Below are 21,360 nucleotides of genomic sequence, written 5' to 3'. Positions count from 1 at the left end.
CGGACGGTACGGTCAGAACCGGTAGGACGCGCCGATCAGGAAGGTGCGCCCATAGCTCTGGTAGTCGATGACCTGCCGGTCGTCGGCGCCGATGCCGTCGAGCGTCACGAAGGGCTCGTCGGTCAGGTTGAGCGCCTGCAGCGAGACGCTGAAGCCATCCAGCGGCCCGCTCTCGAAGCGGTAACCGATCTGCGCGTCGATCAGGCTCTCCGACTTCGCCGTGCGGAACAGCCTGTTCGCCGAGATGCCGGACACCTCCGCCAGGAAGCTGTCGCGGTACCGGTAGCTGATCCGGCTCTCGAAGCCGCCCCGCTCGAAGTAGGCCGTCAGGTTGCCGACCCACTCGGACAGGCCCGGGACTTGAATGGCCGGGGCGCCTTCGAAGAGCGTGACCTCGCTGTCCGTGTAGGAGACCGAACCGAGAAGGCCGACGCCGTCGAGGGGTTCGGCGAAGTCGCCGAACGGCACGGCGAAGCTGAACTCGGCGCCGAGGATCTCGCCTTCGCCCTCATTGGTGGGGCCCGAGATGATGCCGTCCGTCGTGCCGAGCTGATCGACCAGATCGTCCGGGACCTCGTTCAGGAACTGGGTGAAGTCGGCGACGAACGAACTCGACCCGTTCACGTAGTCCTTGAGGTCCTTGTAGTAGCCGGCCAGCGCGACGTAGCCGCCGGGGCTGAAGTAGTGCTCGATCGACAGGTCGACGCCGTCCGAGATGTAGGGCTTGAGAAGCGGGTTGCCGCCGTTCGCGTTGAAGTAGACCTGGCCGTCTTCGAGCGTGTTGCCGAGATACTGCGGCTGAAGGCTCAAGGAGAGGCTGGCGTTGAGCTGGTCCATCCGCGCGCGCGCCAAGGTCCGCGCCGCGCCGAAGCGCAGCTGGGTGTCCTCGGTCAGCGCGAAGATGAGGTTCAGGCTCGGCAGCCAGTCCGTGTAGCTATCGCCGTCTTCGACGGGGATGAACTGCGCGTCGGTCGAGCCGGCGTCGGTGTCGTCCGAGCCGGGGCGGATGCGCACGCCGGACGAGGTCTGGTCGGTATTGACCATCTGCACGCCGATGTTTCCCGTCACGGGTATCGCACCGAGCGTCAGGTCGAGGTCGGCACGGAGCCAGGCGGTCAGGACCTTCTCCTCGACGGTCCAGTCCTGCGGGAAGTTGAGCGAGGACCCCGCGACCTGGACCTGGGTGTAGAAGTTGTCGACCAGGTATAGGGGGTCGTAGGTCACCTGAGCGGGGATGCCGAGGTAGTCCATGCCCGCCTGCTTATCGAGCAGGGCTTCTTGCGGGATCGGCGCCGAGGTCGCGCCGCCCGGCGGCGTCAGGAAGAACTGCTCGAAGACCCGACTCTTCTCGCGCTTGCCGTAGTTCGCGCCGGCGACGATCTCTTCCAGGAAGCCGTTCTCGATCCGCTTGGTCAGGGACGCTTCGATCTGGGTGAGCTCGTCCTCCGTGGTCGGCGCGTTGATGAAGCCGGCCTGAACGAGCGGGTTGCCCGTGTTCGGGTCGGTGTTGCCGCCGCCCCAACCCTGCGGGTCCGTCAGGACGAAGCGGGACGGGTCGCCGTAGTCGAGGTTCAGCGAATTGAAGTAGAAGAAGTCGTCGCCGGTCTGCTCGAAGGCGAGCGAGTTGCCCGGGTCAGTGCCGTTCGCGCCCTTGTTGTAGCTCGTCCCGGCGTAGCTCTCGAGGAGGAAGTCGTCGCGGTCCGCGCGCGAGTAGCTGAGGTCGGCCTCGATCGTCCAAGTGTCGCCGAAGTCGTAGCCGACGTTCCATCCGGCCGAGAACAGCTCGGCCTCGCGCCGATTGTAGTCGTTCCGGACGACGCCGTAGACGGGCGAGTAGACCCCTTGGGTGACGAAGCCGTCCTCGAGGGTCGTCGCCGTCGCCACGGGCCCGCCGCCCCACAGGAGCGGCAGCTCGATGCCACGCAGGTATTGGTCTTCTTCGAAGTCGGAGTAGTAGAGGTCGATGACGGACGACAGGCCGTCGGTCGGCTCGTATTGGAGAATGCCGATAAGGCCGATCCGCTCGAGGTTGTTGGTCTGCACGTAGGGCTTCGCGCCGCCGATGATCGCGCCGTAGGGCGAGAAGGCCTCGAACTCGTCGTCCGAATCGTCTTCCGGCGTGTCCTGACCCGCGATCTGTCGCTGACTGTCGATGGTCACCGTGCCTTCGGGCGTGATGAAGCTGTCGGGGTAGCCCCAGGCGTTGAAGCGCTCGTTCTGCGTCGGCGTACCCTGATAGGCGACGCCCAAGGCCCAGCCGAGCGTTCCGTCCGTATTCTGATCGGCATAGGTACCCGTCAGGCGCCAGCCGGTGTCGTCCGCATCGGGGTTGAGCGAGCTCGTGCCGTTGAACTCGTAGCGCACGTTCGCCGACAAGATGCGTTCCGACTGTTCGAGCGGACGCAGGGTCCGAAGGTCGACCGTACCCGCCAAGCCCTGGCCGACGAGGCCGGCATAGGGCGTCTTGTAGACGACGGCGGCCTGCAGGAGTTCGGCCGGGTACTGGTCGAACTCGACGCCGCGGTTGTCGCCGGTCGAGACCTGCTGGCGGCCGTTCAGAAGCGCGGTCGAGAAGTCCGGGCCGAGGCCGCGAATGGAGAGGTTCTGTGCCCGCCCCTCGACGCGCTGGGTCGCGAGGCCCGGCAGGCGGCCGAGCGACTCCGCGATCGAGACGTCGGGCAGCTTGCCGATGTCCTCCGCCGAGACCGCCTCGACGATCGAGTTCGCGTCCCGTTTGGTGGCGACCGAGTTCTCGATCGAGCGCGCGAAGCCCGACACAAAGATGACGTCCTGATCGGCCTCGTCCTCCAGGCGGGGGTCGTCGCCGATCGCGATCTGCGCGACCTCGTCCGTTTCGTCCTCCTGAGCGAAGACTGGCGCGAAGAGCAGGAGCGTGCTGCTGGCTGCGCCCAGCATCAAGGTCGCGCGGCGCGGGTGGCGCTTAAGGGTCATCTCGTTCCTCCCGAATGGCCCTCTGCGGGCTCGATCTCGCGTCGCGTGACGGCGACTTCCGGGAGCGACCATAATGCTGGACGACAATTTATGCAAACGCTGTCATTGGCTCTACTGCAGGAATTGCAAACCATTGCAAAATTGCCGCAGTTGGGACAGCGTGAGGGAAACCGGCACCCGATGCCGGACGGAAATGGAAGGGCCAGCGACCGCGCGCCGGTTGCCGGGAGGAGACCGATGAACAAGACCTACGCAGCGGCGCTCGCCGGTCTGGCCTGCTTCGCGGGGGCGGCGTCTGGGCAGGATGCGGCGGGGCAGGGGGCGGCGGCGCTGAATCGTCCCGTCACGGACGACGTCATCTACTTCCTGCTGCCCGACAGGTTCGACAACGCCGACCCTTCGAACGACGAGGGGGGCTTGTCCGGTGACCGCCTCACCACCGGGTACGACCCCACGGACAAGGGCTTCTACCATGGCGGCGACCTCGCGGGCGTCGAGCGGCGGCTCGACTACATACGAGGGCTCGGCGCCACGGCTCTTTGGGTCGGTCCCGTCTTCGTCAACAAGCCGGTCCAAGGCCCGCCGGGCCAGGAGAGCGCCGCCTATCACGGCTACTGGATCACGGACTTCACCCGCGTCGATCCGCACCTCGGCACCGAAGCCGAGTTCGCTTCCCTCGTCGGCGCGGCGCATGAGCGGGGAATGAAGGTGTTCCTCGACATCGTCGTCAACCACACGGCCGACGTGATTCAGTATAGGGAATGTGTGGAGGAGGCCGAATGCGGCTACCGCAGCCTCGCGGACTACCCCTACACGACGAAGGGGCGCCCGAACGGCGACGTCATCAACAGAGGCTTCGCCGGGGACGAGGTCCGTAGCGAGGACAACTTCGCGAAGCTGACGCGACCGGACTTCGCCTTCACCCCTTACGTCCCGAACATCGAGGCGGCTGTGAAGGCGCCTGATTGGCTGAACGATCCGATCTACTACCACAACCGCGGCAACTCCCGCTTCGAAGGGGAAAGCTCGCTCTATGGCGACTTCTCCGGCCTCGACGACCTGATGACTGAGCATCCGGACGTCGTGCGCGGCATGATCGGGATCTACGGCGACTGGATCGAGCGGTTCGGTCTCGACGGCTTCCGCGTGGACACCGCCCGTCACGTGGAACCGGGGTTCTGGCAGCGCTTCCTTCCGGCCATGAAGGCGAGGGCGGAAGCGGCGGGGCGTCCCGGCTTCTTCATCTTCGGAGAGGTCGCGGTTCGCGATCCGGCCGTCCTTGCGGCCCATACGCGCTTGGACGGCTTCGAGGCGGTGCTCGACTTCGCGCTTCAAGAGGCGACCGTCGACGTCATCGCGCGCGGCGCGCCGACGAAGCGCCTCTCCGAGGTGTTCGCCGCCGACGTCCTCTACGAGGGCGGGACGGACGCGACACGGCGCCTTCCGACCTTCATCGGCAATCACGACGACGGTCGCTTCTCGACCTTCGTCGCGCAGAGTAGACCCGACGCGGACGATCGGGAACGCTTCGAGCGGGTGCGCCTTGCCTACGCGCTCCTTCTGACCGCGCGCGGCGTGCCCGTCCTGTATGCGGGGTCCGAGCAGGGATTCGTCAGCGACGGGAACGATAAGGACGCCCGCGAAGACATGTTCGAGAGCCGCGTCGCGGTCTACAACGACAACGACCTCCTCGCGACCGACGCCACGACCGCATCGGACAACTTCGATCCCGACCACCCCCTTTACCGCTTCATCTCGTCGATGGCGAAGATCCGCGCCGCGGAACCGGCCTTGCGGCGCGGGCCGCAGATCGAGCGCCTCGCGGAGGGCGATGGCGGCCTCTACGCCTTCTCGCGGATCGACGAGGAGAACGGCGCGGAGGTCCTGATGGTCCTCAACGCGGGCGACGGCCCCCGGGGCGGGCAGATCTCGGTCGATTCGCGTTCGGCAAGTTGGACAGGACTACAAGGATCGTGCGGCGAGGCGGCGAGCGCCCCGGGAAGCTACCAGGTGAGCGTCCCGGCACGCGATTTCCTACTTTGCCGTTCGGACTGGTAAGGACCACGGAACGGAGGAGGCCGAGACATGCGACCGCCCGAGAGGCAAGAAGCTGAAGAAGAGCGGCAGCCCGCGACGATGTCGCAGATCGCGCGCCGCCTGAAGGTCTCGGAATCGACCGTCTCGAGGGCGCTCGCCGGCTCGCCGCTGGTGAAGGCGGAGACCCGCGAGAAGGTCGAGGCGCTCGCCCGCGAGCTCGGCTTCTCGGTGAACCTGAACGCGCAGCGTCTGAAGCGCCGGCGGTCGCAGACGATCGAGGTCGTCATTCCGGTCGAGGAGTACGGACGGCAGCACATGTCCGACCCCTTCTTCCTCGACATGATCGGGGCGCTGGCGGACGCCCTGACGGACGCGGGCTACGACATGCTCCTGTCCAAGCGGACGCCTTGGGCCGTCGATGCCGAGGGCCGTCCTCGGCCGAACCCTCTCCTGTCCGGCCGCGCCGACGGCGTCATCATCATCGGCCAGGGCCGCGATCAGAGCCAACTTCGCGCGTTCGCCGCCCAGCACCGTCAGGTCGTCGTCTGGGGGGACCCGGAGGTCGCGGGCGACTACCTGTTGGTTGGGGTCGACAACCGTGCGGGCGGAAGGACGGCGACGGAGCATCTGCTGTCGCGGAGCAGGCGGCGCCTGGCCTTCCTCGGCGATCCGAAGGAGCCCGAGATCTCGCAACGCTGCGAAGGGTACAAGGACGCGTTGCGGGCGGCGGGGATGCCCGTCGAGGCGGACCTGATCGTGCCTGCCCGGTTCGATGCCGTTTATGCCCTGGAGACGATCACGGCCTTCCTCGGCAAGGCGGACCCGATCGACGGCATCGTCGCCGCGACCGACGTCATCGCCATGACGGCCATCACGGCCCTTCAACAGGCCGGACTCTCCGTGCCCGGCGACGTGGCCGTCACGGGCTATGACGACATCCACTCCGCCCGCTCCGCCTCCCCGCCGCTGACCACGATCACCCAAAGGATCGCGGAGGGCGGTCAGGCGCTCGTCGCCACCCTGCTCGGCGCGATCGAGGGCGGACCCGCGCGGAGCCGCGTCATCGAGCCCGAACTCATCGTCCGCGTCAGCTCCGGCTGAAGCCTACCAGAAGGCGCCGACGAGCAGCGCGGACAGCGCGAGAAGCGCGAGGAACTGGAAGCGGTAGTTCTGCCACCAGGGCAGGACACGAAGCTCCGCCGTCTCCTCCCGGAAGAGGCGCGGCGTCCAGACGTAGGCATCGGTCTGGGACCGATCCGGTGCAGGCGTCGCGAGGGACACGGCGAGCATGACGAGCGCCGAGACGAGCGCGACCGCCGGGGCGACGTAGAGCCAGTGCCACCCCGCCCAGGCGATCATCGGCCCCGAACCGAGGCCCGGCGCGACGACCTGCCCCGCGAAGAGGCCGAGGCCCGTCAGGGTACCGATGACGAGGGCGGCGTTGGCGCCTTGCCGGTTCGCCCGGGGCCAGAAGGTGCCGACGAGGTAGAGCGCGACGACGGGGCCGACGGTGTAGCTCAGCACCTGCTGGATGTACTCGAAGATCGATTCGAACCGGCCGATCTGCGGCGCCCAGATCACCGCGAACAGCATGAAGAGGAAGGTGACGAGCCGACCGATCTGCATCAGCGCCGCATCGGAGAGCGTCGGGCGGGCGGTCCGCACGAAGTCCATCGTCACCATGGTCGAGGCCGAGTTCAGCGTGGAGTCGATGAGGCTCATCAACGCCGCGAAGAAGCCGGCCAGGACGAGGCCGAGCAGGCCGACCGGCAGGAGGTCGAACATCAACGTCGGATAGACGAGATCGGCCCGGGGCAAGGAAGGGTAGAGGAGGATCGCGAAGGTCCCGGGCAGCACCATGATGAACAAGACCGGCAGCTTGAGAAAGCCCGCGAGCAGCGCGCCCCACCGGGCGTGGTTGGCGTCCTTCGCCGACAAGAAGCGCTGGGCCATGAACTGGTTCGTTCCCCAGAAGTAGAATCCGAGGAGCGGCACGCCGGTTATGAGGGCCGGCCACGGCATGTCCGGATCGTCCGCCGGCCGAACGAGGGAAAGCTTCTTAGGGTCGACGGCGTCCATCACAGCCCCCCAGCCGCCTACCTCCGCGAAGGCGATGGTGGATATCACGCACGCGCCGATGAGGAGGAGGACGGCCTGGATGACGTCGGTGATCATGACCGCCGACAAGCCGCCGAGGATGGTGTAGCCGCCCGCGATGAGCGCGAGGACGGTGACGGTCTGCCAGACCTCCGCGTTCGGAAAGACGAGTTGCACGAGCAGGGCGCCCGCATAGAGCGTGGCCGCGGTGTCGACGACGACGTTGAGGAAGAGGGTCAGGCCCGCGAAGTAGAGCCGCGCGGCCCGCCCGAAGCGGCGCTCCAGGAACTCCGGCATGGTGTAGACCTGGCTACGCAGGACCTGCGGCAGCACGAAGAGGGCGAAGAACGCCAGCACCAGCGCCGCCATCCACTCATAGTTGAAGACCCAGATCCCGGACCCGTAGGCGCTGCCGGCGAGACCGACGATGGTGGTCGAGGAGATGTTGGACGCGAAGAGCGAGAAGCCGATGACGGGCCAGACCATGCGCCGCCCGGCGAGGAAGTAGTCCTCCGCATCATGGCTGCGCCGCGCGGACCACACGCCGAAGCCGATCATGGATAGGGCGTAGACGACCAGTAGTCCGATATCGATCGGATGCAGCACCGCCCGCTCGAGCGTGTCCATGGCCCGGGTTCCCTCTCGCGCTTCGTCCCGATGGGTCGCCGCTTCTGCCGAGCGGCTTAGACCAGTGCGGACGATGCCCGAGCTTGCAAACCATTGCAATGCTGGAAATTCGGGCGGTCCGGTCCTTAGGGCGAGGGTGTGGGCGACCGGTCCTGGGCACGATCGGCGGGCGCAAACGCCGACTACCGCAGGGTTTGCGGGGTCCAGAGGGCGGTCCGATCTTGACAGCGGGCGTTCACGCAGCACCCTGCGCCGAAACCTGCCGCCAGCGCGGGGACCGAACGGATGAGAGGGAACGCCCGATGAGAAGTAGAAGAGCGCTCGCGCTACTGGCCGCCGCGCTGCCGACGAGCGCGATCGCACAGGAAAGCGGCCTGACGCTCGGCGAGCAGGGCTACCTGACCGAGCCCGGCCTCGACGTGATCGTCTTCGACGACATCTATCCGGACGGCCACCAGACCGGCGTGACGATCATTCAGCACGGAAGCCGCGTCGCCGCGAACGGCGACGTCAGGCTCGAGGCGGAGCCCGGCCAGTGGTCTCCGATGCCGGTCGAGAGCGGCGAGCGGGTGGTCGACCGGGAACGAGGGACGATCTCGCAGGCCTTGTCCTATCCCGACCCTTCGAAGAACGGGCACGGCTTCAATCCGATCTTCTATCCCGATCTGGACCTCGACTACACCGTGTCCGTCCGGCCGGAGGGCGGCGACGCGTTCCGCATCACGGTCGACCTCGCCGAGCCGCTGCCGGAAGAGTGGGCCGGACGCGTCGGCTTCAACATGGAGCTGTTCCCGACGCCTCTCTTCGGGCACGCCTGGCTCATGGACGAGAAGAGCGGGCTCTTCACGCGCCAACCCAACGGCCCGATGATCGAGGCCGAGGGCGGCGAAGTCCCCGTACCGAGGAACGTCCAGTCCAACGGCCCGGCGCAGAACCCCAACGGGCAGGCGCTCGCCGCCCCGCTCGCGACCGGCAGCACGCTGACCGTGGCGCCTGAAGCGCCGATGCAGACGATCACCTTCGAGAACGTCGGGCAGGGCGAGCTTCAGCTGATCGATGGGCGTTCCGCCCACAACAATGGCTGGTTCGTCGTCAGGACGCCGATCCCCAGCGGCGTGACGGAAGGCGCGGTCGAGTGGGTCGTGACGCCGAGCGTCGTCAGCGATTGGGAGTACGCGCCGGTCGTGCAGGTCTCCCAGGTCGGCTACGCCCCCGCACAGACGAAGCGGGCGGTGATCGAGGTCGGAAGAGGGGCGGATCTCGGCGGCGAGGCGACGCTATACAAGCTGACGGCCGAGGGGCGTGAAGTCGTCATGAGAGAAGCGCCCGCGGGCTGGGGCGACTTCCTCCGCTACGACTACGGCATCTTCGACTTCACGAGCGTCGAAGAACCGGGCCTCTATCAGATCGCCTACGGAGAGACCGTTTCCCATCCGTTCCAGATCGCGTCCGATGTCTACTCGCGCCACGTGTGGCAGCCGGTGCTCGAGTACTTCCTTCCCGTTCAGATGTGTCACGTCCGGGTCAACGAGAAGTACCGCGTCTGGCACGGCCTCGACCACATGGACGACGCGCTGATGGCGCCCGTGTCGCTCAACCACATCGACGGCTACGTGCAAGGCGACGAGACCATGACCCGCTTCGCGCCGGGCGACGTCGTCGAGGGGCTCGATCGCGGCGGGTGGCACGATGCGGGCGACTACGACCTTCGCGTCGAGTCGCAGATCGGGACGACCTACCTGCTCGCGAAGATGATCGAGGAGTTCGGCCTCGACTACGACGCGACCACCGTCGACCAGGAGAACCGCCTGGTCGAGATCCACGATCCCGACGGCCGGAACGACGCCGTCCAGCAGGTCGAGCATGGCCTCCTGACCGTCCTCGGCGGCTATCGTTCGCTCGGCCGGCTCTACCGCGGCATCATCACGCCGTCCCTTCGCGCCTACGTCATGCTGGGCGATGCCGCGAACCACACCGACAACGAGCGCAAGAAGCCGGTCGACGGACTCGGGCTGGACACGAACGGCGACCCGATCCTTTGGGACGACCGCTGGGTCTTCACCGAAGACAATCCCGACCGCGAGCTCTACGTCGCGGGCGGCCTCGCGGGCGCTGGCCGCGTCATGCGTGCGCAGGGATCGGCCCTCGGTGAGGAGGCGATCGAAGCGGCGGCCGAACTGACCGAGGCTGCGTTCGGCCGGGCGACGAGCGTTCCGAACAAGGTGTTCGCCCTCGCGGAGCTCGCTCAGTCGACGGGCGATCCTGCCTACATCGACCGGCTCGCCGCGATGGAAGCCGAGATCCTCGCCGACATCGAGAACACCGGGTGGCTGCTCGCCTCGATCGAGGAGAAGCTTCCTTCCGAGTTCCGCACTCGCGTGGCCGACGCGGTCGCCGACTACCAGTCTCAGGTCGACGCCGACGCGAAGACCGACAGCCCCTACGGCGTGCCCTACGAGCCGGCGATCTGGGGCGCGGGGTGGGACATCCAGAAGCGCGGCGTCGCGCAGTGGTTCTTCCACAAGGGCTGGCCCGACGTCACCTCGCCCGACAGCTTCCTCGCCTCGCTGAACTTCGTGCTCGGCGTTCATCCGGGGGAGAACAATTCGAGCTTCGTATCGGGCGTCGGCGCCGACTCCCCGCTCGTCGCCTACGGCGTCAACCGCGCCGACTGGTCCTACATCCCGGGCGGCGTGATCTCGGGTACGAACCTGGTCCGCCCGGACCTTCCTGAACTCAAGGTCTGGCCGTTCTTCTGGCAGCAGGGCGAGTACGTAATGGGCGGCGGTGCGACGAACTACATGTTCCTCGCGCTGGCGGCCGATCGAATGTACGCGGACGAAAAGGCAGCGAGGCCTTAGGCTTCGCCGGGTTCCGGCCCCGCCGCGCCCACGGTGGCGGGCGGGGTACAGGCGCCCTCGTCCTGACCCCGAGCCGAGGCGCGTCGCCGGTGCGCCGGACGCCTGTGCGAGGCCGGCAAACCCAGCCCTCTCCGCTGGGAGACCGGTATGCCGGGCTGCCCCATGCGCAGAAAGTGCCTTCGGCGGCACGCCTGCGGACCTGCGCGTCTTACCGAAACGCGCCCGGCCGACTGGTTTGGTGAGCGACCAAGATGCCGATCGATTCAAGGCCCACGCATTCCTATGCGAACCCTGAAAGCCTAGAACAAGCAGAAGGGTAGATCATAACTGATCGGCGGGTCGATCAAGAGGCGAGGGGGAGGCGCCTTTCGAGGACGAATGCAGTATGGTCGAGTATCATGCTGTAGACAGGGGCGGCATTCTCGGCGGGGGAGGGATGAACGAGCCGATCATCACGGTTGTCCTCGAGGGGTACAACCAGTCGCGTGCGCTCGGCGACGCCGACGACACGCTCGCGGCGCTTGCGATGCAGGACTATCCGCTCGACCGCGTCGAGGTCGTGATGGTCGGCAGCGGCGAGCAGACCGCCGCTTGGGACGCCGAGTGCGCAGCGCGCTACCCCTTCCGGAGGGTGACGACCGTGCCGTGCAACGGCGCGCACTACTACGAACTGAAGAATGCGGGCGCTTCGGCGGCTGTCGGCGACATCGTCGCCTTCACGGATTCGGACGTCATTCCGCGGCGAAGCTGGCTGCGGGGCATCGCCGACAACATCGGGGCCGGGGCCGACGTCAGCCTGGGGCCCACGCTCTTCGGCCGGGCAGGCGCCTACGACCCCGACAGCCTGCTCATGCGGATGACCTCGGCAGTCACTTGGGGATGGGTCTACGGCAAGCCGCGGCCCGACGGCCTGCCGGCGGCACGTGGGTTCATGGACCATAACGTCGCCATGCGGGCAGAGGTCGCCCGCGACTTTCGTTACCGGACGGAGTTCGGGCGGATCGTCGCCTCGCCTCTTCTGTTCCGTTCTCTGAAGAACGCCGGAAAGGAGATCCGCATCTCGCCGGATCAGCAGGCCGTCCACGCCTTCTGGTGGCGATACTGGACCATCGGTCTGATGTTCAGATACGGCCACGAAGTCTACAGGTTGCGCCGCCTCGACGGGGACTACCCCGACAGGTGGCTCGTGAAGACCGGCATACTGGAGCCGGTCCTGACCCTGTTCTGGCACGTCTCGCTCGACGTGCCGAAGTGGTTCCGCCTCAACCGCACGCTGGGGCGCCCGGCCGCGATGTCGGTCCTCGCCTTGCCCGCCTTCCTCCTCGTCTCGTTCGCCGCGCGGTTCTCCGAGATGATGGGCATGTACGCCACGCTGCTCTCCTTCGAGCGGACCCGGCTCTGGGCGGAGAAGGTCTGACGTGGAAGAGCCGCGCATCCTCGTCACCGGCGGCACCGGCTTCGTCGGGCGCCACCTCGTCCGTGCGCTGCTGGACGATGGCCGCACGGTCCGCGTCCTCGCCCGCGATCCCGACGCGGCGGCCGACCTGAAAGCGGCAGGCGCCGAGGTCGTGCGGGGCGACCTCCTCGAGAAGGAGACCCTGCCGCCCGCCTTGGACGGGTGTACGCACGTCTATCACCTCGCCGCGCAGATGCTTCGCGAGGGCAAGAAGAAGGAAGACTACTTTCGGATCAACGTGACCGGAACCGCCAACTTGGCGTCGGCGGCGGTCATGGCGGGCAGCGTGGAACGCTTCGTGTACGGCAGCACAGCGGGCGTCTACGGGATTATCACCGATCCGCCGGTGGACGAAGAGAGCCCCCTAGCGCTCACCTCGGGCTATCGGGAGAGCAAGAGGCGCGGGGAGGAGGTTTGCCTCGCGGCCTTCGAGGAAGAGGGACTGCCCGTCGTCGTCGCGCGGCTCTCCCCGATGATCGGCCCGGGCTCGACGAGTTACGTCGGCCTTTGCCGGGCGCTTCTGGCGGGCGGGTTCCGGACGATCGGCGACGGGAAGAACCGCGACCACATCACCGTCGTCGACGACATCGTCCAAGGCCTGCACCGCTGCGCCGACACGCCCGGCATCGAAGGCGAGACCTACCTCATCGCAGGCGATACGGCGACGCCGACGGACGAGGTCCTGCGCCTCTTCGCCGAGGCGGCGGGCGCCCCGCCGGTCGCAGGTCGGCTGCCGGCTTGGCCGTTCCGCCTCTACAACGCCGGGGCGGAGTGGGCCTACGCCTGGACGGGCGCCGCGGTACCGCGCGCCTATCATTATGCCTTCTTCCTGACCGACAAGGTCCTCTCGACCGAGAAGGCGAAGCGCGAGCTCGGCTTCGCGCCGGAGCGCAGCCTTGCGAGCGGCATCGACGAGGCGGTGCGCTGGTACCGCGCCGAGGGCCTGCTCTAAAGGGGCGGGCGGCGCCCGCCCCCCGAAGCCGATCAGCCAGCGATCTCGACGTTGTCGAGGTAGAGATGGCTCGCGCCGGAGCCGCCATTGTCGCCGATGATGCCGAAGCCGATGTCGATCGTCCCCGCTTCGTCGGCAGTCCAGCTTCCTTCCTGCCAGCCCGTGTCGCCCTCGGACGTATCGGTCCGTCCGAGCTCGATCACCTCGCCATCGGCGACGAGGAAGGCCACCGACTCGGCGAAGGGGGACGCGTCGTCGAGGAACCAGTCGAAGGTGACCGTGTCGCCCGCTTCGACGGTGACGGTCTGCTGCAGCCCCTTCGCGACGTTGTCCGGGCCTTGGCCCGCACTCAGGAGATCGAAGAAGACCGCCTGATCCACGCCGAAGAACGCACCGAGCTGCGCGGCGTCAGTCGTCTGCGACGACAGTTGGACCATCGCGCCGCCGTCGGTCGGAAGGATCGCCTGGCCTTCGGTGAAGCCGGGTTCCTCCGTCTCCGCTTCCGAGAGGATCCGCCCGAAACCGAGCATGTCCCATCCGTCCGCGAAGAACGTGCCGTCCTCAAAGCTGCCATTGTCGAGGGTGTAGAGTCCCGTGAGGTCGACACTGATCGTCTCGCTGGCCGAGCCGTCGAAACTGGTCACCGTCAGCGTTTCCGTAGCGGTGATCCCTTCGCCCAGCGTCGCCCCCGCATCGAGCGTGTAGGTCCAACGTCCCTCGTCGAAGGCGAAGCGGCCGTAGGTGCCCTGCAGCTCGCTCGCGTCGAGCGAGGCGAAGCCCGCTTCGCCGGCATCCGCATCGGCGACGCTGAGGACGCCGGACACCGACCCTTGGGCCGTGGTGAGGGCGCCCGCCGCGTCGCCGGAGATGACGGCCCCGTCGTTCGCGCCGGACAGGGTGATGGTGATTGTCTCGGACGCCGAGCCGTCGAGGCTCGTGACGGTGAGCGTCTCGGCCACGCTCTCACCGGCGCCGAGCGCCTGCGCCGCCGCACCGGCTTCGTAGGACCAGGCGCCGGTCGCTGCGTCGAAGGCGAAGCGGCCATAGGCGCCTTCGAGGCCGACCGGCGCCTGGAAGACCGCCTGGCCTGCATCCGCGTCGCTGACGAGCAGCTGGCCGCTCGCGGTCGAGCTCTGGTCCTCGACCACCGCGCCCGCGGCATCGCCGGAGATCGCGGCGGCATCGTCGAGCCCCGTGACGGTGACGGTGATCGTCTCGGTCACCGACTGCCCGGTCTCGTCGGTTACGGTGTAGGCGAAGGTGTCCGTCGCGGTCTCGCCCTCGACGAGGTAGCCGAAGACCGATGCGTCGTAGGCGAACGAGCCGCCCCCGAGGTCGGTCACCGCTCCTCGTAGACCCGTAAGGTCGAACTCGTAGGACAAGTGACCTTCTCCGCCCGAAGCCGACACCGTCGCCCCCGCCGTATCGTCCTCGCCGAGCGTCACCGACAGGGCGCCCGCGGTGAGGGTGGGGGCCGTATCGGTCAGGATCACCTCGACCGCCTCGATCCCCCAGACGGTCAGACCGAGGCTCGAGAAGGCGAAGCCGTTCGCGCTTCCCGAAGCGATGTGCGCATCGAGGCCGGTCAGGTCGTCCGCCGCACCGGCGAACTCGGCTCGGCTGAGCGTCAGGACCAGGGTGTCCGAACCCTGCCCTCCGATGTAGGCGTCGCGGGCGCCGACGTTCTCTGCGGCGGTGTAGAGCAGGCGGTCGTCGCTTGCGTCGCCGTAGACGAGGTCGTTGCCCGCCCCGCCGTCGAGGATGTCGTCGCCCCCGCCCCAAAGCAGCGCGTCGCCCTGCAGGAGGTCGTCGCCCGCACCGCCCAGGACGGTGTCCGCGCCGCTTCCCCCGACGAGGACGTCCGAGCCTTCCTCGCCCTCGATACGGTCGTTGCCGCTGCCGCCGAAGACCATGTCGGCCCCCGTCCCGCCGAGCAGGGTGTCGTGGCCCGCGCCGCCATCGAGGAGGTCGGCCCCGCCGCCGCCCGAGATGCGGTCGTCACCGCGACCGCCGAAGAGAAGGTCGCTTTTCTCCGAGCCCTGATAGGTGTCCGCGCCGCGCCTGCCGAAGATGAGCCTCATCGTGCCTTCCTTTCCGCGCCCCGGCACGGTTCCATGTCGACGGGCGAAGCGCCCCCTTCGCCGTCCGATCGGGGCTGCCGGCCCGAGCGTTCGACGACGTCACACGTCGACGTAAACATGAGCGGAATTGAGAGTCCACGGCTTTCCGAGCCAGGATTAGCGCCGGTTTAAGAGTACCGATCGCTTTCGACCGAACTGTCCGTGACGGTGAGGAAGGAGTCGTCCCTGGCGAGGACGAGGAGTGGCAAACCCGCCTCGGCGGCCCGCTCGATCGCGAGGGTGGTGGGCAGCGAGACGGTGACGAGAGCGGACAGTCCTGCGACCGCGGCCTTCTCGACGAGCTCGTAGCTGCAGCGGGAGGTGAGGAGGACGAAACCGTCCTGAAGGCTGAGCCCTTGCCGCAACCGCGCCCCGATAAGCTTGTCGAGGGCGTTGTGCCGTCCGACGTCCTCACGCACCGTCTCGATCCGCCCGTCCGGCGTGCAGAAGGCGGCGGCGTGAACGGCGGCGGTGCGGCGCCCGAGGCTTTGCCGATCCCGCAGCGTACCGAGCGCCGCGAAGACGGCCTGCTCGCTTGGGCGGCGAGGCGAGGGGACGCGGGGTAGCGGCTTGGCCAACGCTTCGAGGGACGAGACGCCGCAGAGCCCGCAGCTGGAATCTCCGGTGCGCCGCCGCACCCGGTCGAGGGCAGGGCGGGCAGCGCCGGGAATCAGTCCCAGCCGAAGCACGAGGCCCGCTTCGGCCTCGCAGACGTCGACCGATGCGAGGTCGTCCGGCCCCGCGATCAGCCGCTCTGCCAGAGCGAAGCCGACCCCGAAGTCCTCGAGGTCGCGCGGCGTGACCATCATCACGGCGTAGCCGAGCCCGGCGACCTCGACCGCAACCGGCGCCTCGACCGCGACGGCGCGCGTGGTCTCCCGCGAAGAGCCGTCCGCGCCGTGCTCGCCGAAGCGAAGCTCGCGGTCGCCCGCTCGTGGGCCTTGATCGTCATCTCTGCTCAAAACCGGTGACCCCCGCCGCGAAAACTCTAGCTTCCCCTCAAGCTAGCGCCACGCAAGGGAGCCGCCAGCATGACGGACGAGACCGACACCCCGACCCACGACCCGATGGGCCCCGACGAGGGGACGGTCCGTTATGACGGCCCGCATGGGGGCTGGGGTTCGATGGAGGGCATGTACAAGGTCCTCCGCGAGACCGGCGGCGGGCCGGAGGCGACGAAGACCCTCCTGCGCCAAAACAAGCCCGGCGGCTTCATGTGCGTCTCCTGCGCCTGGACGAAGCCCGCGAACCCGCACCCGGTCGAGTTCTGCGAGAACGGCGCGAAGGCGACCTTCTGGGAGCAGACCCCGAAGCAGTGCGGCCCGGACTTCTTCGCGAAGCATACGATCAGCGAGCTGAAGGAGTGGCCGGACTACGAGCTCGAGCGTGTCGGCCGCCTGACCCATCCGATGCGGCTCGACCGCGAGGCCGACCGCTACGTGCCGTGCTCTTGGGACGAGGCGTACCAAGCCATCGGCACCGAGCTGAAGGCGCTCGATCCGAAGAGCACCGTCTTCTACGCGAGCGGGCGGGCGAGCCTCGAGACCTCCTACCTCTACGCGCTCTTCGCGCGGCTCTACGGGCACAACAACCTGCCCGACAGCTCGAACATGTGCCACGAGACGACGTCCGTCGCGCTCAAGAAGGTCATCGGCTCGTCCGTAGGGACCTGCGTGCTCGAGGACTTCGAGCATTGCGATGCGATCTTCTTCTTCGGTCAGAACTCCGGGACCAACTCGCCGCGGTTCCTGCATCCGCTGAAGGCCGCGGTGGATCGGGGCTGCAAGATCGTCACCTTCAACCCCGTGCGCGAGAAGGGCCTGATCGAGTTCGTCGATCCGCAGAACCCGATCCAGATGGCGACGCGCAAGCCGACGCAGATCTCCTCGCTCTACCTGCAGGTTCGCCCCGGCGGCGACATCGCCGCGCTGATGGGCCTCTGCAAGCACTTGCTTGACGCGGAGGACGAGCGCGGCGACGTCCTCGACCGCGACTTCATCGAACAGCACACGAACGGATTCGAAGAGTTCGAGGCGGCTGCGCGGGGCACGTCGTGGGAAGACATCGAGCGCGAGGCGGGCCTGACGCGCGAGATGCTGAAGTCCGCCGCCGACGTCTACCTGGGTGCGAAGAACGTCATCGGCATCTACGGCATGGGCCTGACCCAGCATACGCATGGCTGGCTCAACATCGCCATGTTCGCGAGCTTCCTGATGCTGCGCGGGAACATGGGCCGGAAGGGCGCCGGCATCTCACCCGTGCGCGGTCACTCCAACGTGCAAGGACAAAGGACCGTCGGCATCTCCGAGAAGCCGGAGCTCGTGCCCTTGGACAAGCTGGAGGCGATGTTCGGCTTCGAGGCGCCGCGCGAAGAGGGCATGAATACCGTTCATGCCTGCGAGGGCATCCTGGACGGGAAGGTGCGGGCGTTCATCGGGCTCGGCGGCAACTTCGTCCGCGCGATCCCCGACATCCGCCGGATGGAGCCCGCGTGGGAGCGGATGCGCCTGACGGTACAGATCGCGACCAAGCTCAACCGCTCGCACCTCATCAACGGCGAGGTCGCCTACCTCCTGCCCTGCCTCGGCCGGACGGAGGAGGACCTGCAGTCGGGCGGCCCACAGGTCGTCACCATGGAGGACAGCCTGAGCTGCGTGCACGGCTCGGTCGGCAAGAAGAGGCCGGCGAGCGATAGCTTGCGCTCCGAGATCGCCATCGTCGCCGGCATCGCCAAGGCGACGCTGCCGGAGAACCCCAACGTGCATTGGGACGCGTGGACGGGCGATTACGGCCTCGTCCGGGACCTGATCGCGAAGACCTACCCCGACGAGTTCCACGACATGTCCGCGCGCATGTTCACGCCGGGCGGGTTCTACCGCGGCAACGCGGTGCGCGACCGGGTGTGGAAGACCGACAGCGGCAAGGCCGAGTTCATCGTCCCGAACACGCTCTACTCGGGCAAGGTGCCGGACGCGCCGGGACGCTACCGCCTCATCACCATGCGGTCGAACGATCAGTTCAACACGACGATCTACGGCTTCTCGGACCGGCTGCGCGGGATCGAGGGTAAGCGGGACGTGCTCTTCATGAACCGGGACGACATAAGGCGCGCAGGCCTCGTCGTCGGCCAGCGCGTCGACCTCGTCGGCGACGCCGAGGACGGCGAGACCCGCGAGGTCTGCGGACTCGAGGTCCTGCCCTTCGACCTGCCGGACGGCTGCCTCGGCGCCTACTACCCCGAGGCCAACCCCCTGGTACCGCTGCATTTACATGATGAGCTGTCGCAGACGCCGGCCTACAAGACCGTGCCGGTGCGCATCCGTGCCGGCAACGCCGCTTGAACCGGCCGGGTGTTCCGGCGATAGGAGCCGCCATGCATGTGATCTTCCTTGGCAAGTTCGGCGACCGCTTCGGCCCTGAGGCGGAGATCGAAACCGACGGCCTCTCGACCGTCGCCGACGTCATGAAGCGGTTCGACGAGGACGGCGCGCTGACCGCTTCCAGCACGATCTGCGTCCTCGACGAGGAGGTCGTGAAGCCGAGCGCCGTCATCTTCGGCGCCCGCGAACTCGCCTTCCTCCCGCCCGTGTCGGGTGGCTGAACTCACCGTCGAGATAGGCGAGGCGCCCTTCGCGCCTGAACCGCTGATCCAGGCCTTCCGCGAGGGGCAAGCCGATGCCTGCGGCGCTATCGCCAGCTTCACGGGCGTGATGCGGAGCGAAGGCGGGGCGGCCGAGAGGCTGTACCTGCAGCACTATCCGGGCTTCACGGAACGCGAGGTCAGGCGGATCGCCGGGACGGCGGCGGACCGGTTCTCACTTCAGGCGGTCCTCGTGCGTCACCGCGTCGGCGAGATCGCGCCGGGTGAGCCCATCGTCCTGGTCGCGACCGCCGCGAGGCACCGGCGCGAGGCCTTCGAAGCCTGCGACAGCATCATGGACTTCTTGAAGTCGGCCGCGCCCTTCTGGAAGAAGGAGGCGGGGCCGAAGGGCGAACGTTGGATCGAGCCGACGGAACGCGACCTTGCCGACAGGAAGAGGTGGGAAGACTGATGCCGGGCATCGACGAGAGCAAGACGTTTCGGCCGGTCCGCATCGCGGTCCTGACCGTATCCGACACCCGTACGCCGGAGACGGACAGTTCGGGCGACATCCTCGCTCGGCGGATCGAAGAGGCGGGTCATTCCCTCGCCGACCGGGCCCTCCTACGTGACGACGCCGAGTCGATCCGCGACCTTATCAAGTCTTGGAGCGCGGACCCCGGCATCGACGTGGTGATCAGCACGGGCGGCACGGGGCTGACGGGCCGGGACGTGACGGTCGAGGCCGTCAGGCCGCTCTTCGACAAGGAGATCGACGGCTTCTCGGTCGTCTTCCACATGGTCTCCTACGGCACGGTCGGCCTCTCGACGTTGCAGTCGCGCGCCTGTGCCGGGCTCGTCAACGGTACGGTCGTCTTCTGCCTGCCGGGGTCGAACGGGGCGGTGAAGGACGGTTGGGACAAGGTCATCAGCCATCAGCTCGACGCGAGATACGGTCCTTGCAACCTCCTGGAGGTCATGCCGAGGTTCAAGGAGTGACGACGCTCACGCACTTCTCCGAGGACGGACGGCCGGTCATGGTCGACGTGACGGATAAGGCCGTCACGCGCCGGCAAGCCGTCGCCGAGGGCGCCGTGGTCATGGCACCTGAGACGCTCGACCGGTTGAAGGCGGGCACCGCCAAGGGCGACGTCGCGAGCGTGGCGATCCTCGCGGGCATCATCGGCGGCAAGAAGACTTCGGACCTGATCCCTCTTTGCCACCCCCTGCCGCTGACCAAGCTCGACCTGCGGATCGAGCCCGACGAGGCGTTGCCGGGCGTACGGATCACCGCGACGGCGGTGACCGACGGAAAGACCGGCGTCGAGATGGAGGCGCTGACGGCCGTCACGGTCGCGGGGCTCACCGTCTACGACATGCTCAAGGCGGCGGACCGCGGCATGACCATCGGCGGCGTGCGCCTCGTCTCCAAGAGCGGCGGACGTTCCGGCGACTGGCGCCGAGACTAGAGGGGGCCGAACAGGATCACCTCGGCACGCTCGCCGGTCTCCGCAGCGGGGGCGCCCGCCATGCGGCGGAGAAGCGCGTTCGAGGCGGCGAAGGGCGAGAGGAGCGACGTGTCCTGAGCGCTCTGCGGCGTGACGGCCAGAATGCCGTCCTGCGCACGGACCACCGCCCGCATGTAGTGCTCCCGCCCGCTGCCCTGACCGACCGGTGCCGTCAGCGTCGCCTCGACGATCGGGTTCGCGGCCAGGGCGTCCCGGCCCGTCAGGGCATATAGCAGCGGCTTCAGGAACAGGACCGCGCAGGCGAGGGCGGAGGCCGGGTTGCCCGGCAGGCCGAGGACATACCCTTTACCGCTCTTGCCGAACCAGACGGGTTTTCCGGGGCGCACGGCCACCTTCTCGAAGGCGAGGTCGAACCGCGTCCGGCCCGCGGCCTTGGCGAAGTCGTAGTCGCCGACCGACGCCCCGCCGATCGGCACCACGACGTCGGCGCCCTCGGCCTCGGCGCGGTCGAACATCGCCTCGACGCTCGCGGGCGTGTCCCCCGCCGTGCCGAGGTTCAGAGGTGCCGCCCCCCAATCGCGCAGCAGACCACTCAACGCGAAGGGGGTCGAGGTCACGACCTGCCCCGGTGCGAGGTCGCTTCCGGGCGGGACGAGCTCGTCGCCGTTCGAGAAGTAAGCGATCTTCGGCCTACGGAAGACCGTCACCGAAGGAAGGTTCGCCGCCGCGAGGAGCGCGAGGTCCACGGCGCTCAGCGCGCGGCCGCGGGGCAGGAGCACGTCGCCCGCCGCGAAGTCGCCGCCGGCGGGGCGGACGTTACGCGCCTCGGGCTGCCCGGCGGTGAGGCGCACCTCGCCGCCCGCGCGTTCGGTCTCTTCTTGCATGACGACGTGATCGGCGCCGTCAGGCAGGACGCTTCCGGTGAAGATCCGGACCGCCTCTCCGGGGCCGACCGACCCTGCGAAGGGCGCCCCGGCGGGCGCTCCGCCGATGACCGTGAAGCGGGTGCCGGGCGGGCAGGGGTCGGGCCTGCGGACCGCGTAGCCGTCCATGGCCGAGACCGCGGCGGGCGGGTGGGTGAGGCCGGCGCGGGCGGGTAGGGCGAGCACGCGCCCTTGCGCTTCGGCGAGCGCTGCGGTCTCCTCGCCGAGCGGTCTTGCTGCCGACGCGATGCGCGCCAGCGCCTCTTGGACCAGAATCACGCGAACC

The 21,360-nt window shown here is 68.0% G+C and carries 15 protein-coding genes; 10 read left to right on the top strand and 5 right to left on the bottom strand.

Annotated elements, in window-relative coordinates; all coding sequences use genetic code 11:
- Nucleotides 1–12: 12 nt before the first annotated feature.
- Nucleotides 13–2,952: a TonB-dependent receptor gene (locus GGQ59_RS13520; protein ID WP_183819504.1), complete on the bottom strand. Its 2,940-nt coding sequence runs from the start codon at nt 2,950–2,952 to the stop codon at nt 13–15.
- 237 nt (nt 2,953–3,189) lie between these two features.
- Here GGQ59_RS13520 and GGQ59_RS13515 point away from each other — a divergent pair, with 237 nt between their 5' ends.
- Both GGQ59_RS13515 and GGQ59_RS13510 read left to right on the top strand, forming a co-directional pair.
- Nucleotides 3,190–5,010 carry an alpha-amylase family glycosyl hydrolase gene (locus GGQ59_RS13515; RefSeq protein ID WP_183819502.1) on the top strand — a complete coding sequence of 607 codons (1,821 nt, stop codon included), beginning with the start codon at nt 3,190–3,192 and terminating at the stop codon, nt 5,008–5,010.
- Between the two features lie 27 nt (nt 5,011–5,037).
- On the top strand, nt 5,038–6,090 hold the full coding sequence (locus GGQ59_RS13510; protein ID WP_183819500.1) for a LacI family DNA-binding transcriptional regulator: 1,053 nt from the start codon (nt 5,038–5,040) through the stop codon (nt 6,088–6,090).
- Nucleotides 6,091–6,093: 3 nt separating this feature from the next.
- On the opposite strand, the gene GGQ59_RS13505 is transcribed toward GGQ59_RS13510, so the two are convergent.
- Nucleotides 6,094–7,713 carry a sodium:solute symporter gene (locus GGQ59_RS13505; protein WP_183819498.1) on the bottom strand — a complete coding sequence of 540 codons (1,620 nt, stop codon included), beginning with the start codon at nt 7,711–7,713 and terminating at the stop codon, nt 6,094–6,096.
- A 302-nt stretch (nt 7,714–8,015) separates the two neighbouring features.
- On the opposite strand from GGQ59_RS13505, the gene GGQ59_RS13500 reads away from it, so the two are divergent.
- The 3 genes from GGQ59_RS13500 to GGQ59_RS13490 all read left to right on the top strand — a co-directional run bounded on the left by GGQ59_RS13500 (nt 8,016) and on the right by GGQ59_RS13490 (nt 12,982).
- Entirely contained in the window at nt 8,016–10,574 is a 2,559-nt protein-coding gene (locus tag GGQ59_RS13500) for a cellulase N-terminal Ig-like domain-containing protein (RefSeq protein WP_183819496.1), read from the top strand.
- 436 nt (nt 10,575–11,010) lie between these two features.
- Nucleotides 11,011–11,991 carry a glycosyltransferase family 2 protein gene (locus GGQ59_RS13495; protein WP_183819494.1) on the top strand — a complete coding sequence of 327 codons (981 nt, stop codon included), beginning with the start codon at nt 11,011–11,013 and terminating at the stop codon, nt 11,989–11,991.
- A 1-nt stretch (nt 11,992) separates the two neighbouring features.
- Complete coding sequence (locus GGQ59_RS13490) at nt 11,993–12,982, top strand: NAD-dependent epimerase/dehydratase family protein (RefSeq protein WP_183819491.1); 990 nt, start codon at nt 11,993–11,995, stop codon at nt 12,980–12,982.
- Nucleotides 12,983–13,014: 32 nt separating this feature from the next.
- On the opposite strand, the gene GGQ59_RS13485 is transcribed toward GGQ59_RS13490, so the two are convergent.
- Nucleotides 13,015–15,063: a VCBS domain-containing protein gene (locus GGQ59_RS13485; protein WP_183819489.1), complete on the bottom strand. Its 2,049-nt coding sequence runs from the start codon at nt 15,061–15,063 to the stop codon at nt 13,015–13,017.
- Between the two features lie 167 nt (nt 15,064–15,230).
- Nucleotides 15,231–16,064, bottom strand: a complete 834-nt coding sequence (fdhD, locus tag GGQ59_RS13480; protein WP_183819487.1) for a formate dehydrogenase accessory sulfurtransferase FdhD — start codon at nt 16,062–16,064, stop codon at nt 15,231–15,233.
- A gap of 69 nt (nt 16,065–16,133) precedes the next feature.
- On the opposite strand from fdhD, the gene GGQ59_RS13475 reads away from it, so the two are divergent.
- From GGQ59_RS13475 to moaC, 5 genes are read left to right on the top strand one after another with little or no spacing between them, the layout of a single operon-like run.
- Nucleotides 16,134–18,443 (top strand): FdhF/YdeP family oxidoreductase, encoded by a 2,310-nt coding sequence (locus GGQ59_RS13475; protein ID WP_221401050.1) that lies wholly within the window; start codon nt 16,134–16,136, stop codon nt 18,441–18,443.
- Nucleotides 18,444–18,475: 32 nt separating this feature from the next.
- A complete protein-coding gene (locus GGQ59_RS13470; RefSeq protein WP_183819485.1) occupies nt 18,476–18,703 on the top strand; it encodes a MoaD/ThiS family protein in 228 nt (75 codons plus the stop codon).
- Nucleotides 18,696–19,154 carry a molybdenum cofactor biosynthesis protein MoaE gene (locus GGQ59_RS13465; RefSeq protein ID WP_183819483.1) on the top strand — a complete coding sequence of 153 codons (459 nt, stop codon included), beginning with the start codon at nt 18,696–18,698 and terminating at the stop codon, nt 19,152–19,154. The genes GGQ59_RS13470 and GGQ59_RS13465 overlap by 8 nt, the downstream gene beginning before the upstream one ends.
- Nucleotides 19,154–19,681, top strand: a complete 528-nt coding sequence (gene moaB / locus GGQ59_RS13460) for a molybdenum cofactor biosynthesis protein B (RefSeq protein WP_183819481.1) — start codon at nt 19,154–19,156, stop codon at nt 19,679–19,681. Before GGQ59_RS13465 ends, moaB begins: the two co-directional genes overlap by 1 nt.
- Nucleotides 19,678–20,151, top strand: coding sequence for a cyclic pyranopterin monophosphate synthase MoaC (gene moaC / locus GGQ59_RS13455; RefSeq protein ID WP_183819479.1), 474 nt, complete (start codon nt 19,678–19,680; stop codon nt 20,149–20,151). Before moaB ends, moaC begins: the two co-directional genes overlap by 4 nt.
- On the opposite strand, the gene GGQ59_RS13450 is transcribed toward moaC, so the two are convergent.
- The gene (locus GGQ59_RS13450) at nt 20,148–21,353 is read right to left on the bottom strand and encodes a molybdopterin-binding protein (protein WP_183819477.1); all 1,206 of its coding nucleotides are present in this window, start codon (nt 21,351–21,353) and stop codon (nt 20,148–20,150) included. The genes moaC and GGQ59_RS13450 overlap by 4 nt on opposite strands.
- Nucleotides 21,354–21,360 lie beyond the last annotated feature (7 nt).

The sequence above is a fragment of the Parvularcula dongshanensis genome (assembly GCF_014199615.1).
In the GTDB taxonomy this organism is placed as follows: domain Bacteria; phylum Pseudomonadota; class Alphaproteobacteria; order Caulobacterales; family Parvularculaceae; genus Parvularcula; species Parvularcula dongshanensis.
Note: the sequence above shows the minus strand (reverse complement) of the source record. Positions and strands in the feature narration are given on the sequence as shown.